Origin of the sequence: Hyphococcus lacteus, assembly GCF_041058985.1 — a bacterium.
Lineage (GTDB): Bacteria > Pseudomonadota > Alphaproteobacteria > Caulobacterales > Parvularculaceae > Hyphococcus > Hyphococcus lacteus.
In genome coordinates this window covers 173,313-184,628 of sequence record NZ_JBEHZE010000002.1, presented here as the reverse complement: position 1 = coordinate 184,628, position 11,316 = coordinate 173,313, and the positions used below count along the sequence as shown (strand labels likewise).

At 48.3% G+C, this 11,316-nt stretch carries 17 protein-coding genes; 3 read left to right on the top strand and 14 right to left on the bottom strand.

The features are described from left to right. Window positions 1-13: 13 nt before the first annotated feature. The 4 genes from ABFZ84_RS14295 to ABFZ84_RS14280 are packed head-to-tail and all read right to left on the bottom strand — an operon-like array spanning window position 14 to window position 1,404. Window positions 14-280 (bottom strand): flagellar biosynthetic protein FliQ, encoded by a 267-nt coding sequence (locus ABFZ84_RS14295; protein ID WP_369314755.1) that lies wholly within the window; start codon window positions 278-280, stop codon window positions 14-16. Window positions 281-301: 21 nt separating this feature from the next. Beyond that, window positions 302-625, bottom strand: a complete 324-nt coding sequence (fliE, locus tag ABFZ84_RS14290) for a flagellar hook-basal body complex protein FliE (RefSeq protein ID WP_369314754.1) — start codon at window positions 623-625, stop codon at window positions 302-304. Window positions 626-637: 12 nt separating this feature from the next. Beyond that, a complete protein-coding gene (gene flgC / locus ABFZ84_RS14285) occupies window positions 638-1,030 on the bottom strand; it encodes a flagellar basal body rod protein FlgC (protein ID WP_369314753.1) in 393 nt (130 codons plus the stop codon). Window positions 1,031-1,041: 11 nt separating this feature from the next. Continuing rightward, entirely contained in the window at window positions 1,042-1,404 is a 363-nt protein-coding gene (locus tag ABFZ84_RS14280) for a FlgB family protein (protein ID WP_369314752.1), read from the bottom strand. Between the two features lie 43 nt (window positions 1,405-1,447). Between ABFZ84_RS14280 and ABFZ84_RS14275 the strand changes: the two genes are divergently transcribed. Continuing rightward, window positions 1,448-2,845 carry a FliI/YscN family ATPase gene (locus tag ABFZ84_RS14275; protein ID WP_369314751.1) on the top strand — a complete coding sequence of 466 codons (1,398 nt, stop codon included), beginning with the start codon at window positions 1,448-1,450 and terminating at the stop codon, window positions 2,843-2,845. Here the strand turns inward: ABFZ84_RS14275 and ABFZ84_RS14270 are convergent. From ABFZ84_RS14270 to ABFZ84_RS14245, 6 genes are all read right to left on the bottom strand, one after another. Further along, window positions 2,838-3,677, bottom strand: a complete 840-nt coding sequence (locus ABFZ84_RS14270; protein WP_369314750.1) for a DUF1217 domain-containing protein — start codon at window positions 3,675-3,677, stop codon at window positions 2,838-2,840. The genes ABFZ84_RS14275 and ABFZ84_RS14270 overlap by 8 nt on opposite strands. Next, a complete protein-coding gene (locus ABFZ84_RS14265) occupies window positions 3,674-4,093 on the bottom strand; it encodes a flagellar biosynthesis repressor FlbT (RefSeq protein WP_369314749.1) in 420 nt (139 codons plus the stop codon). The genes ABFZ84_RS14270 and ABFZ84_RS14265 overlap by 4 nt, the downstream gene beginning before the upstream one ends. Window positions 4,094-4,119: 26 nt before the next feature. Beyond that, window positions 4,120-4,503 (bottom strand): flagellar biosynthesis regulator FlaF, encoded by a 384-nt coding sequence (flaF, locus tag ABFZ84_RS14260; protein ID WP_369314748.1) that lies wholly within the window; start codon window positions 4,501-4,503, stop codon window positions 4,120-4,122. Window positions 4,504-4,588: 85 nt separating this feature from the next. After that, window positions 4,589-5,782 (bottom strand): flagellin N-terminal helical domain-containing protein, encoded by a 1,194-nt coding sequence (locus ABFZ84_RS14255; RefSeq protein WP_369314747.1) that lies wholly within the window; start codon window positions 5,780-5,782, stop codon window positions 4,589-4,591. A 184-nt stretch (window positions 5,783-5,966) separates the two neighbouring features. Beyond that, the gene (locus tag ABFZ84_RS14250) at window positions 5,967-6,353 is read right to left on the bottom strand and encodes a hypothetical protein (RefSeq protein ID WP_369314746.1); all 387 of its coding nucleotides are present in this window, start codon (window positions 6,351-6,353) and stop codon (window positions 5,967-5,969) included. Then, entirely contained in the window at window positions 6,350-6,655 is a 306-nt protein-coding gene (locus tag ABFZ84_RS14245; RefSeq protein ID WP_369314745.1) for a rod-binding protein, read from the bottom strand. Before ABFZ84_RS14245 ends, ABFZ84_RS14250 begins: the two co-directional genes overlap by 4 nt. A gap of 81 nt (window positions 6,656-6,736) precedes the next feature. Here ABFZ84_RS14245 and ABFZ84_RS14240 point away from each other — a divergent pair, with 81 nt between their 5' ends. Next, window positions 6,737-7,846, top strand: coding sequence for a flagellar hook-length control protein FliK (locus ABFZ84_RS14240; protein WP_369314744.1), 1,110 nt, complete (start codon window positions 6,737-6,739; stop codon window positions 7,844-7,846). A gap of 42 nt (window positions 7,847-7,888) precedes the next feature. Further along, a complete protein-coding gene (locus ABFZ84_RS14235) occupies window positions 7,889-8,587 on the top strand; it encodes a flagellar hook assembly protein FlgD (protein WP_369314743.1) in 699 nt (232 codons plus the stop codon). A 78-nt stretch (window positions 8,588-8,665) separates the two neighbouring features. Here ABFZ84_RS14235 and ABFZ84_RS14230 read toward each other — a convergent pair whose 3' ends face one another. Genes ABFZ84_RS14230 through flgG form a run of 4 tightly spaced genes read right to left on the bottom strand, consistent with a single transcriptional unit; the run spans window position 8,666 to window position 11,314 of the window. After that, window positions 8,666-9,217, bottom strand: coding sequence for a hypothetical protein (locus tag ABFZ84_RS14230; RefSeq protein ID WP_369314742.1), 552 nt, complete (start codon window positions 9,215-9,217; stop codon window positions 8,666-8,668). A gap of 21 nt (window positions 9,218-9,238) precedes the next feature. Then, window positions 9,239-9,991, bottom strand: a complete 753-nt coding sequence (gene flgH, locus ABFZ84_RS14225; RefSeq protein ID WP_369314741.1) for a flagellar basal body L-ring protein FlgH — start codon at window positions 9,989-9,991, stop codon at window positions 9,239-9,241. Beyond that, window positions 9,991-10,524, bottom strand: a complete 534-nt coding sequence (flgA, locus tag ABFZ84_RS14220) for a flagellar basal body P-ring formation chaperone FlgA (protein ID WP_369314740.1) — start codon at window positions 10,522-10,524, stop codon at window positions 9,991-9,993. Before flgA ends, flgH begins: the two co-directional genes overlap by 1 nt. Window positions 10,525-10,528: 4 nt before the next feature. Beyond that, window positions 10,529-11,314 carry a flagellar basal-body rod protein FlgG gene (flgG, locus tag ABFZ84_RS14215; protein ID WP_369314739.1) on the bottom strand — a complete coding sequence of 262 codons (786 nt, stop codon included), beginning with the start codon at window positions 11,312-11,314 and terminating at the stop codon, window positions 10,529-10,531. Window positions 11,315-11,316 lie beyond the last annotated feature (2 nt).

Below are 11,316 nucleotides of genomic sequence, written 5' to 3'. Positions count from 1 at the left end.
AGTTGATAGATGGCTAGACGCCAGCAATTGTGGCAATCACGACGCTATCAAAAATATTTGCGAGTAGACGCGCCATATGTCCGGCAGTAAGCCAGAATACGAGCAGCATCATCAAAAGTTTTGGCGCGAATGTTAGCGTTAGTTCCTGAATAGAGGTCAAGGCTTGAAAAAGACCGACAACTATACCGACAACGAGTGCCGTCCCAATAATGGGAGCACCCATCCATACGGCGGTCCACATGAATTGACGAAAAATATCGGCGATTTCGACTTCTGTCATCGAACTTGTCCTAACTAAGGTCTAAACTGGCATCCGAATTAGCTCTTGATAGGCTTCGACCACCTTGTCGCGAACCGTAACGGCCGTTTCAACGGCAAGTTCAGCGGCGGCTAATGCTTCGACCACGGAATGCGGGTCAGCAGAACCAGTCATGTAGGCCATCGATGCTTGCTCGCCCTTTGTGATCGTGCTCGCGAGATCATGAACAGCTTTAAAGGCGCTATTGGCCTCCGTTGATTGACCTGTGCCCAGTGCTTCTTGAGGTTTCGGTTGTGACCCTTCTGATTTGAGAGCAGTTTTGGCTAAGTTATAGCTTTGGGCGGCCTGATATGCGGGCATTTTCATGATGGCGTCCCCTTATGATTTCAAAATTTCTAATAACGAGCTGTACATGTCGCGCGCCTGACGAAAGACCTCTAGCCCCGCATCATATGAGCGGGTGGCCTCTCGCGCGTCGGCGAATTCGGTCATCATGTTGACGTTCGACATGACGACATAACCGTTTTCATTAGCAAACGGATTACTTGGGTCGAAAATTTCTTCGCCGGGTGTTTGGTCAAGAAATGCATCGCCCACTTCGACGCGATTTACGCCTTCGTTGCGGTCAAACACATTTTCAAACGCTACCATTTTTCGTTGATAGCCATGAGTGTCTTTGTTGGCGATGTTCTCGCTGACAACTTCTAGACGCTGTGCTTGCGCACGCATTCCTGAGGTGGCGAGGGATGAAATTTTGTCAAATGGGTTCATGAGTAAACTCCTTAGCGTCTGCCAAGACTTGAGCGAAGCATGGATAAGGTCTTTGAATAGATCGTAAGGGCGGTGTCATGGTCGCGAGAGGCGGCCGTAGATCGGGTCATCTGATCTTCGAGCGAAACTGTGTTGCCATTGGGTGAGGCGACACCGGGGGTGTTGACTTTACTTGCTTTGAAACCCTGATGATCCGTACCCATCATTGCGTTCCGCTCGCTTCGGGCAAATGCTTCGGAAAATGCCTCAAGATCCTTGGCTTTGAACCCAGGCGTGTCAGCATTCGCGATATTGTCAGCAATTTGCGCATGCCGTTCAACGGAATGGCGCGCGAGCATTGAAGCAGTGTGCAAAATTTTCAAATCATTAAACATGTATACCTCGCTTTAACCAGCGGTAAGGGATATTTGCATCTATATGCTGAATGAACTGTTAACCACGATTGATCGCAATATGACTTCTCTAGCGCCTCCAAAAGTTGACAAACTCTTAAAAACTGCCGGCCTCAACCGTTACGGTGTTGTCGTCGCGACAGATGGGTTGTCTTTAAAAATCGAAGGTCTCGCAGGACATGCAGCGTTGGGCGATACTGTTTCAGTAGCAACAGAGAGTGGCCGCGATGTTCGCGCTAAAGTCGTTGCGATGGACGGTGAGATCATTACCGGCTTTGCTTATGGCTCTTTAACGGGTGCTGCGGTGGGTAATGTCGCGAGCCTTGATAGGATCAGTGGAGAAGCATTCCCCTGTGAAGATTGGATTGGGCGCATTATTGATCCGTTTGGATTACCACTTGATGATGGTCCGTTGCGTCAAGGCAGTGTTGCGATGCCGCTTGAACACGCGGCACCAAATGCGGCCAAACGGAAAATGCTAGGAAGCCGCATGTCTACGGGACTTTCTGTGCTTGATACTTTGTTACCGATTTGTCGTGGTCAGCGCGTGGGATTGTTCGCTGGCTCAGGTGTCGGAAAATCTACATTGCTTGGTGATATTGCGCGCGGTGTTGAATGTGATGTTGCGGTCGTTGCGATGATTGGTGAGCGGGGCCGTGAGGTGCGTTCGTTCATTGAAGAGACGCTTGGCCCGGAGGGAATGAAAAAAACGATCGTCATTGCTTCGACAGCCGATGAATCTCCGCTTGCGAAAAAACGTGGTGCTCATCTGGCAATGGCAACAGCCGAATATTTTCGTAATCAGAATAAGCAAGTGCTCTTTTTGTTTGACTCGCTAACACGATTTGCGGAGTCCCATAGGGAAATTGCCCTTTCTGCAGGGGAAGCACCGTCTTTACACGCGTTTCCACCATCGACATTCCGCACGATTGCGTCATTGGTCGAACGATCAGGGCCAGGCGAGGACGGCCAAGGAGATATCACATCGGTATTCTCAGTACTCGTCGCAGGATCAGACCATAACGAACCTGTTGCCGATATGATCCGCGGGATTTTGGATGGTCATATTGTTCTTGAGCGTAAAATTGCAGAGCGAGGTCGTTTCCCTGCGATTGATGTTTCTCGAAGCGTTTCACGTTCGCTTCCCGGTGCTGCGAGCGAGGAAGAAAACCTGTTGCTGCGCGAAGCACGCGCAATTCTGCGCGCGTATGAAGATTCAGAAACGATTGTGCGTGCCGGGCTGTACGCGCATGGCGCGGATCCACAAATAGACCGCGCGCTAGAGATATGGCCAAAACTTGACGGGTTTATTTCTGAACAGCCGCAGGGTGGGGTTCAGGCGAGCTTCCAACGTCTCACGAATATTGTACACGGTGCAGCGAAAAAGTCTTCTGCATCACTCGGCGCGAGTGCAATTAGCTAAGTAACGAAAGAAACAAATTCTGGGACTGATCGCTGAAGCTTTGTCCAGAGAGCATTGTTAGTGCTGCGGAACCGGGCGTGGAAGCCGTCGGGCCATTTTCGATTTCTGTGTTGAGAAAAAATCGGCGTAGTGCATTCTCGACAACTGCGGGGTCTTTAAATACGGCCGGTGATTTCCCGCCAAAAAACTGATCAGCTTTGCGCTCAAATAGATCCTTTTGCTGATCAATATCAGCAGTTCCTATTGATGAGGGTAGACCAAGAGCACCCTCTAGGACGCTACGCAATGGGGGTTGTCCCATAATTGAGAACCACCCGGTGCGATCCACATTCGGATTTTCGGCAATGGTCGCAATCTCTCTACGAAAATTCATTGCAAGGCGCATATCGGTATTCACATTACCGACGCTCTCCTCGAACGCGCGCTCCATATAATCTGTCGCGACCTGTTCTCGGAAGGACGAGATTAAAACTCGGGTACCCGCCACATTGCCATAGCCAAAGTCTTTAGCGAAGGCTTTCCATCGCGAGTCATTTAAGCGATTGGCAAATGAATATGGGTCGTCGGTTCCATCTTCAAGAACTTTACGAACAAAGGCGCGATTATCGATTTCTTCAGAAAGACCGTATGCGCCCAAAGCGACGGTTAGCAGTTTTCGATCCTTTACAAGGTCTTCTGCGGTAAGTGCTTCTTTGATATTGTCAGTGAAGTATTCTAGGTTTCTGGTGATTTCCGGAGAACTTTTGAAGACTTCAAATTGCCTATCGGCGCTATTTTCAAAAACGCGCCAACCCAGATAACCGGTTATGGGAATAGCTGGCGCAAATGTCATGATGCTAGCGCGGCCGTTGGCGATGCGCGGTTCAAAAGTGTCTGTTCGAGTTCAAAATGTTTTTTAACAGCACGCATGACCACAAAAAACTTGTGCGCTTTTGAAGCTTCCTCGGCGCGGATAAGGTCGAGAGCGACTTCACCGGAGAAAATTGTTTTTAAGGCTTCGATCCCTTCACAAATTTCTCTATTCGCTTTTCGGGGATCAGCCTCGCCGGCCATGGCCAGTTGGGCAATATAATAAATTCGGGTGAGGGGCGTTACTGCATCCTCTTTTGTTATTGCGTCACGTGCACGTAGTATGGCGACATCATCAGTCCGCACTCTTATGCTTGCGGCGCGATCTCCATTTTGGAGTACCACGCCGTTTATGAGCACTTTTTCATTTGGTTTTAGCTTTATTACAAGCCCAGTCATTTTCTATATTCCATCTTGTGTCGGGCCTATGCCGGTTCCGGCTGTCCTTGAAGACCCCGTAGAATGTTCTGATTGATTTCAATGAGTGGTTCGGCACTTAGTTGATGGTCTTGATTGAGAATTTTGTTTGTGTGTTTGCGGGTGAATTCGAACAAGTAAAAAAGTTGCGCGCGGAGTTCAGAAGGGAGTTTATTCCCTTCGCCAACAACATCGGTCGCGACAACCGTCCAAAACTCGAGGTTTTTACTGAGCGCTTGTATAAAAGAGGAGAGGTCTTCGTCGCGCTTTTTCTCAGTCACGATAATTGCGCTGGTTAAGCGAGCCAACAATTGACGCTCTACGGCGCGCGGATTTGCCGTACTCCGTGTAGATTGGTCATAGGCGTTACGCGCTAGTGCCGAAACCGTCATATTTTATACCCCAAAAGTCCCACATTTATATTTTTGTTATTAGAGAGACCGCGAAGGCCAAAAGGCCTTCGCGGAATAGTGTCGATTAACGGAATAGGCTGAGAACCGAATTTGGTGACTGGTTTGCAATCGACAGAGCTTGGATACCAAGCTGCTGCTGAACTTGCAGTGACTGCAAGCGAGCAGAGGCTTCTTCCAAGTCAGCGTCAACCAATGCGCCAATACCTGTTTTCAGAGCGTCCGTAAGGTCAGAAATAAACGTGTCCTGAATTTCGATACGCTTTTGCGCAGAACCGAATTCAGCAGACGCGTCAACTGCAGTCTGGATCAAACCTTCGATAGAGACGAGGGCAGCTGCTGCACCCGCATCCGTCGAAACGTCAAGACCAGCGAGGTTGCCGAGGCCACCACCTGAACCATCGGTTGCATTTGCTTCAATAGCGACGGTGCCGCCAGATGTGTTGGTGATATCAACTTGTGCATCAGTTGTGCCGTCACCAGGTGTGAAGACAGCAGCGATACCAGTCAATCCAGCGTCGTTGATAAGATTTGTAAGTCCCTGACCTACATTAGTCTCATCATCACCAGTCTGGACTTCGTAAGCGAATTTACGTCCGTCAATTTTGACTTCGTAAACGTCGCCTGCAGTGAAGGTAGCAGTACCTTCAATATCCAGAGCAAAAGTGTTGGTGTTAGCAACAAGCTGTGCAGCAGAGTCGCCACCACCATTTACACCAGTAGTTGTTGAAGCAAGACCCGCAACTGCTACGCCTGCAGCAGTTTCAAGGCTCTGTGCTGTAATCGAAATTGAACTTGGAGAAACGTTGCCTGAAGAATCGCGATCAAGCGAAGCCAAGAAGTCAGTTGAGTCCGAACCTTTTAGAAAATTCAGGCCGTTGAACTGAGCAGCATTAACGATCGAGTCGATCTGATTGCGGAGCTGAGCAACGTCTGTCTGAATTTTGGTACGGTCAACACCGTCTTCTTGTGCAGAAACGATCAAACCCTTCATGTCAGTGAGAAGTTCAGTGACCTGTTCGGCTGCACCACGTGCAACAGAAACAGCAGAGCTGCCGAGATTCAGTGATTGTGAAATGGCTTCAAAGCCTTTCACGTCTGAACTCATGACCGTTGAAATAGCGAATAGAGCAGCGTTATCGCGTGCGTTGTTCACGCTTTTACCTGTAGAAATTTGTTCTTGAACCGTTGAAAGATCTTTGTTGATCGAACGAAGGTTCTGCAACGCTGTCATTGCGCTAGTGTTTGTAAGTAGGCTCATTTTTTAGACTCCTGTTGGATCGTTAATGTAAACGGTCCGACCTCACATGGAGTTGCCGGGAGTCCCGTTTTAGACGGGATTTTCGTGCCGTTTCGACACGCGGTGTGCCATTTAAGCATATCCGCAACGACGGTTTATCGTATGCTGAAAACTATAGAGTGCATCAGCTAATAAGCCCTTAACGCTAGGCTTTTGTGGTAATAGTTGATGCATTGGGATTGCGTAACGCAGTACCATTTGCGCCGTAAGCGCCGGTATTAAGGTCTGCTTCGCGAATTTTTTTCAAGCGCTGGCGGGCTTCTTTTGCCCCAGTTGCTGTCGATTTTAGAATTTTTGCATTCTCTTCAGCGCGCATACGGATTGAATCAAGTTCAGTAATTAATTGGTCGGTTAACTCCTTCGAAGTTAACGAACTTGCAATCTCATCGAACTGCGTGAGTAGCGATTCTTTTTGACTTGTAAGTTTTGCGATTTCATCAAACGCGCGCCGTGCAATAGCACTACGTTCGGTTTCGGTCACCTTGGATAAGTCTAGAAGAATGGCTTTTAATTTATCAACCTGATTTTTCACGATGAGCGATCCTTCAACTGGCTATAAATTTGATCCGAAAGACCAAATCCACCATTTTTGGTTAATTCTTCTGCGTAACTCTCGACGAGCATTCTCGAAAATGCTTCGCCGCCAAATCCGGAATTTTCAGAGAGTGCCTTGTCAAAACCTGCATGAGATAGCATTTCGGCGATAAAGACTGACTCAAATTCGGCTGCGGACTTTCGCAAGGCAGCATCCTTCTCGGCAGCGACCTTTGCGTTATCATTTACCTGCTCAGCGGCGGGTATTGATAAGGCGATGGATAATCCAGGCGCGGTCATAATTTGCTCCGAATAGGAATAATTTGATCTAACTCTATGCCGTGTAACTAAAAAATAAGTTATCAAATGTAGAAATACCGTATGGAAAATAGTCATATTTCATTTTTGACCTCTCTTGGCGGGAAATCCGTTGGCGAGGCATTCGCAAATGGCGGAATTGCTACGAAGAAAGGCGAGGGCGAGACCGAAAATGCCGGTTTCTTTACCTTTCTTGAGAGTCTATTAAGCCAAGCGAAAAAACCATCGGGGACTAATGAAAATGCGTTAGTCACGGTTTCTGCGATGTCGAGTGAGAATTTACCTCAGGGAAATTTTGAATTTACCCCCGCCATTAAGCGCGATGGAACGATCAATCAGGAAACGACGGAAATATCAACGGCAACCAGTATTTCTGGCCCGGTTTCTGGTAAGCCGGATTTGACAATTTCATCAGGTGACGCAGATTCAAGCAAGGCTGGTCTTGTTACCCAGAACAATGGATTGCCGTTGAAGTCCGCGAACCTAGAATCAACTAATGCCGCAATTGATGGAGAAAGCCCCGAAGTTTCTCGTGAAATTGAAATCGTGGACGAGGCCGAAGGGGAATTACGATTTCCTATCGGTAAGTCGCAACAGCAAAAGGCTGTATTGAATGGAGCGGCAGTGGTTTCAAACTTTGCGTTATCTAACGCAGACGCATCGGCGGTTGAAGTTGTAGGAAATCAGGTTTCATCCGATGCGGATATTGAGATTGGTGAACGAACGACCCATTCGAAATTGGAAACAGTTTCTGTAACGACTGACAAGTCGGCTCATGTCAATCCGATGCGCGACCAAATTGTTGCGGCGGTGAGTAACCGTCAAGGCGACAGTCGTCTTGAAGTTCGACTGGACCCCCCGGAACTTGGCAAGCTTATGATCGGATTTGAGGGTGATAGCCCGGATAATATTGTCCGCGCTGTGATTTCCGCAGATTCACCTGAAACGTTAGACCTTTTACGCCGCAATGCAGATGTATTTCAACGCGCGTTGGCGGAACAAGGAATGGGCACATTAGACCTAGAGTTTAGGCAAGGTGGTCAACAAAATTCGAGTGGGGAAGAAGCGCCTCAATCACTTTTATCATTGAACGCTGGAGAGAAAAACGGTGCCGCTGATCAAGATGTATCGCCAATGCTCACAGCGCTTGGTCGTTTAGACCGCCGGTTATAATTTTCGTAATTACAGAGATAGACGGACGAGTTGGAGAATAAAATGCAGACAGTAGCGCCAACAACTACCCAAACGCAGACCGGTCAAGCTGCGACGAGTTCGTCTAGTGCCACGACATCGACGAAAAAAGAAACAGGAGTGGCGGAAGCGGTAGACTTTCAAAACTTTCTGACTCTTCTAACGGCGCAACTTAAAAACCAAGACCCACTTGATCCAGCCGATTCAACAGAATTCGTTGCTCAGCTCGCACAATTCTCATCAGTTGAACAATTAGTGTCCGCGAATGATAAGCTGGATTCGATTGCGTCTTCTATTGTTGCGGATGGTATTGATAAATACGCCAGTTGGATTGGCCGAGAGGTCGAGAGCGAGGGAACGTCCGCGTATTTTGATGGTGTTGAACCAGTAAAGTTCCGTCTTTCAAGCTCCACTGAGGCCGCGTCTGTGACGACTTCTATCTTTGATCAGGCGGGTAATGAAGTTGCGCAAGTTAACGCAGCGAATACCAGCGCTGTTCAATCATGGAATGGTCAAGTTAACGGAGAAACGGTGTCACCCGGTGTTTATACCATTTCCGCAACATATTATGATGCGGATGGAGCCGTTTTATCGAATGAGATCGCGAATACTTTTAGCGGTGTGCGTGAAGTTCGTCTCAATGGTGACAAGCCAGCGATTGTTCTTCAAAGCGGTTTTGAAGTTGATCCTTCAAAGATTACCGGTCTTGGGATTAAGAGCTAGGATATAATCGGTACTAGTTACAAAAAAGCCGCGATGAGTAGGTAACTCATCGCGGCTTTTTTTTGGTCGGTAATATAATCAGTAATTCTGCATGCCGATATCGAGGATAAGCACGTCAAGCGCGGCATCGCCAATAATTGTCCGTGTGGTCTCAAGAAGCGCTTGTTTCGTTGCTTCCATTTTATCGCCATTCTCTAGCATTTGTGGCAGCATATCATCGCCGGCAAGCTCTAAAAGTCGGGCAAGTAGGGCATCGCGAAGGCGAGGCTCGAAGGTGTAGACAGCTTCGTCCATAGAAGAATCGATTTCGATATTGATATCGAGTATGACCATCGACTTTGGTTGTCCATGTTTAATCACGGGGACAACAAACTGGCGACCGAATTTCATGAAGGTCGTACTGCTTTTTCCTTCATCGGAATCGCCATGACCACCTTTTTTCTTTTTCTTCTTTTTGCCGTGGCTGTCATCTTTGGTGTCGCTATGACTGGCTTCGGAATCTTCGTAGTGATCACCAGCCTCAGGATTATTTTGGGTTTTCGCACCCGACTGCGATTTAAAGAAAAAGCCGCCACCGCCGCCAGCAATGGCGGCGATCAAAATAACAATTATGGGTAACAACTTTTGCATTTAGCTAATTGGTCCTAAATTCTAAAACGGCGAAACCATGTCGATGATTTGTTGTCCATAACGCGCACGTTGAAGGTCGCTAATTTGCCCTCTGCCACCATAAGAAATACGTGCATCGGCGATTTTGTCATAGGTAATGATATTATTGCGCGATATATCTTCTGGGCGGATGACACCAGCGACCAATAACTCTCGCATTTCATAGTTTACGCGAACTTCCTGGCTACCGGAAATAGCGAGATGCCCATTCGGCAATACCCCAAGAACGGTCGCTGCGACTCTTAGCGTGATGCGTTCCTCGCGTTTGATCGATCCGTCACCAGAAGAATTTGTATTGGACGATGTCTCAAGCGCAGGGTTTAGGTTGGCCCCACCAGGTAAGACCTTTTCCACGAGTGAATTGACGCCAAAAAACGTAGGGACTGAAAGGTCGTCCGATGAGCTTCGCGTCCGGTCAGTACGGTTTTTGATTTCTGCTTCTTCATCAATTTCAATCACTACCGTGACGATATCACCTTGATCTCGTGCACGACGGTCGCCGAACAAGGATTGTGGTCCGGAACGCCACAATGACGCTGTGGTCATATGTGCTTCAGTCGCGCCACCCTGCGGTTTTGGCGGAACATTATACCGAGATGCTGCGATTGCAGGAACTGGATCGTGCATTTCGCCGACGGCGGACATAGTCGGTGGTTTCATCATATGGTCAAATTGCGAAGCGCAGCCAGTAAGGGCTGTCAGCAATGGCAATGACAGAAGAATTGCTTGTTTCATTATCGCGTCCTTGCCTGATTAGGGCCTGTAACAACTGCAGTAAGAATGATTTTTGATGAAAGGTTCATCACCCGTACACCTTCGCCCATTGCACCGGCATCGAGTGCACGTCCCTCTGTCATAATGACAAGAGGACCACGGACGAATTCGAGCGATACGATAGCGTTGCGTTCAATGATCGTGGCGGGGCCAACATCGCTCTGGGAAATCGCTTTTCCCGCATAAACCGCGCGTTTCATTTCCTTACCGACATACTGGCTCAGAATACCCGGATCGCCGTTCTCAACCATAAGATCGGATTGATGAAGGATTACGCCCGCTCTTAGATTATTAATCGCCTTTACAACGGGTACATCAGACACCTGTGGGGCAGGTGAAGTGACTGGCGGGTTGTTTTTTTCTGGGATCGTTGTTGCGATAATTGGTAGTTCTGAACCATCGACAAATGGTGTTGACGAAACATCGGCCGCCGATGCGAATGGCGAGATGATTGTCGCGATGATGATGACAGAAAAAGCGAAAGTGTTTTTCATATTACTAACGGATTTGGGTTGTCGAACCGAGCATCTGATCAGCTGCGGAAATCACTTTGGAATTAAGCTCGTAACCACGTTGGGCTTCGATAAGGTCAGCAATTTGCTGAACAACATCGACAGATGATTCTTCGAGATAACCTTGGCGGATCGCGCCGCGGCCATCAATGCCGGGTTCTCCGGCGACGGCAGCACCTGAAGCTTCGGTTTCTCTGAACATGTTTCCGCCGAGTGCTTCGAGGCCTTTTTCGTTCACAAACATCGATACAGTAAGTGTACCGATTAGCTGGCCACCTGGGTCACCGTCAAAATAGGCGTAAATTTCGCCGTCAGTGTTTACAGTGAGAGAACGCGCATCTTCGGGGACAGTAATACTTCCAGCTAAGGGATAGCCTTCGGAATTCACGACTAGACCTTCACCAGTTCTTTTGAATGTACCATCGCGCGTATAGGCTGGATCGCCAGAGGGTAGGGTTATTTCGAAATAACCGCGCCCTTCGATTGCAAGATCGAGATCGCTGCCGGTTTGCCTTAACGATCCTTGTTCAACATTTACCGACACGGCGGAGGTTCGGACGCCCAAACCCATTTCGATACCAGAGGGTGCGACGAGGCCGGTGGAAGATGAAATTGCACCTGGTGCACGGATCTGTTGATAGTGCAAATCCGCGAATTCTGCTCTGCGAGCTGAATATGCAGTGGTGCTCATATTGGCAATATTGTTCGATACGACTTCAACGCGCTTTTGTTGTGCGTCCATTCCCGTCGCTGCGATTCTTAGTGCTTGCATGT

Excerpts from the sequence above, each read along its gene's own strand:
- ABFZ84_RS14295 (WP_369314755.1), bottom strand. The coding sequence starts at position 280 with ATGACAGAAGTCGAAATCGCCGATATTTTTCGTCAATTCATGTGGACC.
- fliE (WP_369314754.1), bottom strand. The coding sequence starts at position 625 with ATGAAAATGCCCGCATATCAGGCCGCCCAAAGCTATAACTTAGCCAAA.
- flgC (WP_369314753.1), bottom strand. The coding sequence starts at position 1,030 with ATGAACCCATTTGACAAAATTTCATCCCTCGCCACCTCAGGAATGCGT.
- ABFZ84_RS14280 (WP_369314752.1), bottom strand. The coding sequence starts at position 1,404 with ATGTTTAATGATTTGAAAATTTTGCACACTGCTTCAATGCTCGCGCGC.
- ABFZ84_RS14275 (WP_369314751.1), top strand. The coding sequence starts at position 1,448 with ATGCTGAATGAACTGTTAACCACGATTGATCGCAATATGACTTCTCTA.
- ABFZ84_RS14270 (WP_369314750.1), bottom strand. The coding sequence starts at position 3,677 with ATGACATTTGCGCCAGCTATTCCCATAACCGGTTATCTGGGTTGGCGC.
- ABFZ84_RS14265 (WP_369314749.1), bottom strand. The coding sequence starts at position 4,093 with ATGACTGGGCTTGTAATAAAGCTAAAACCAAATGAAAAAGTGCTCATA.
- flaF (WP_369314748.1), bottom strand. The coding sequence starts at position 4,503 with ATGACGGTTTCGGCACTAGCGCGTAACGCCTATGACCAATCTACACGG.
- ABFZ84_RS14255 (WP_369314747.1), bottom strand. The coding sequence starts at position 5,782 with ATGAGCCTACTTACAAACACTAGCGCAATGACAGCGTTGCAGAACCTT.
- ABFZ84_RS14245 (WP_369314745.1), bottom strand. The coding sequence starts at position 6,655 with ATGACCGCGCCTGGATTATCCATCGCCTTATCAATACCCGCCGCTGAG.
- ABFZ84_RS14240 (WP_369314744.1), top strand. The coding sequence starts at position 6,737 with ATGGAAAATAGTCATATTTCATTTTTGACCTCTCTTGGCGGGAAATCC.
- ABFZ84_RS14235 (WP_369314743.1), top strand. The coding sequence starts at position 7,889 with ATGCAGACAGTAGCGCCAACAACTACCCAAACGCAGACCGGTCAAGCT.
- ABFZ84_RS14230 (WP_369314742.1), bottom strand. The coding sequence starts at position 9,217 with ATGCAAAAGTTGTTACCCATAATTGTTATTTTGATCGCCGCCATTGCT.
- flgH (WP_369314741.1), bottom strand. The coding sequence starts at position 9,991 with ATGAAACAAGCAATTCTTCTGTCATTGCCATTGCTGACAGCCCTTACT.
- flgA (WP_369314740.1), bottom strand. The coding sequence starts at position 10,524 with ATGAAAAACACTTTCGCTTTTTCTGTCATCATCATCGCGACAATCATC.
- flgG (WP_369314739.1), bottom strand. The coding sequence starts at position 11,314 with ATGCAAGCACTAAGAATCGCAGCGACGGGAATGGACGCACAACAAAAG.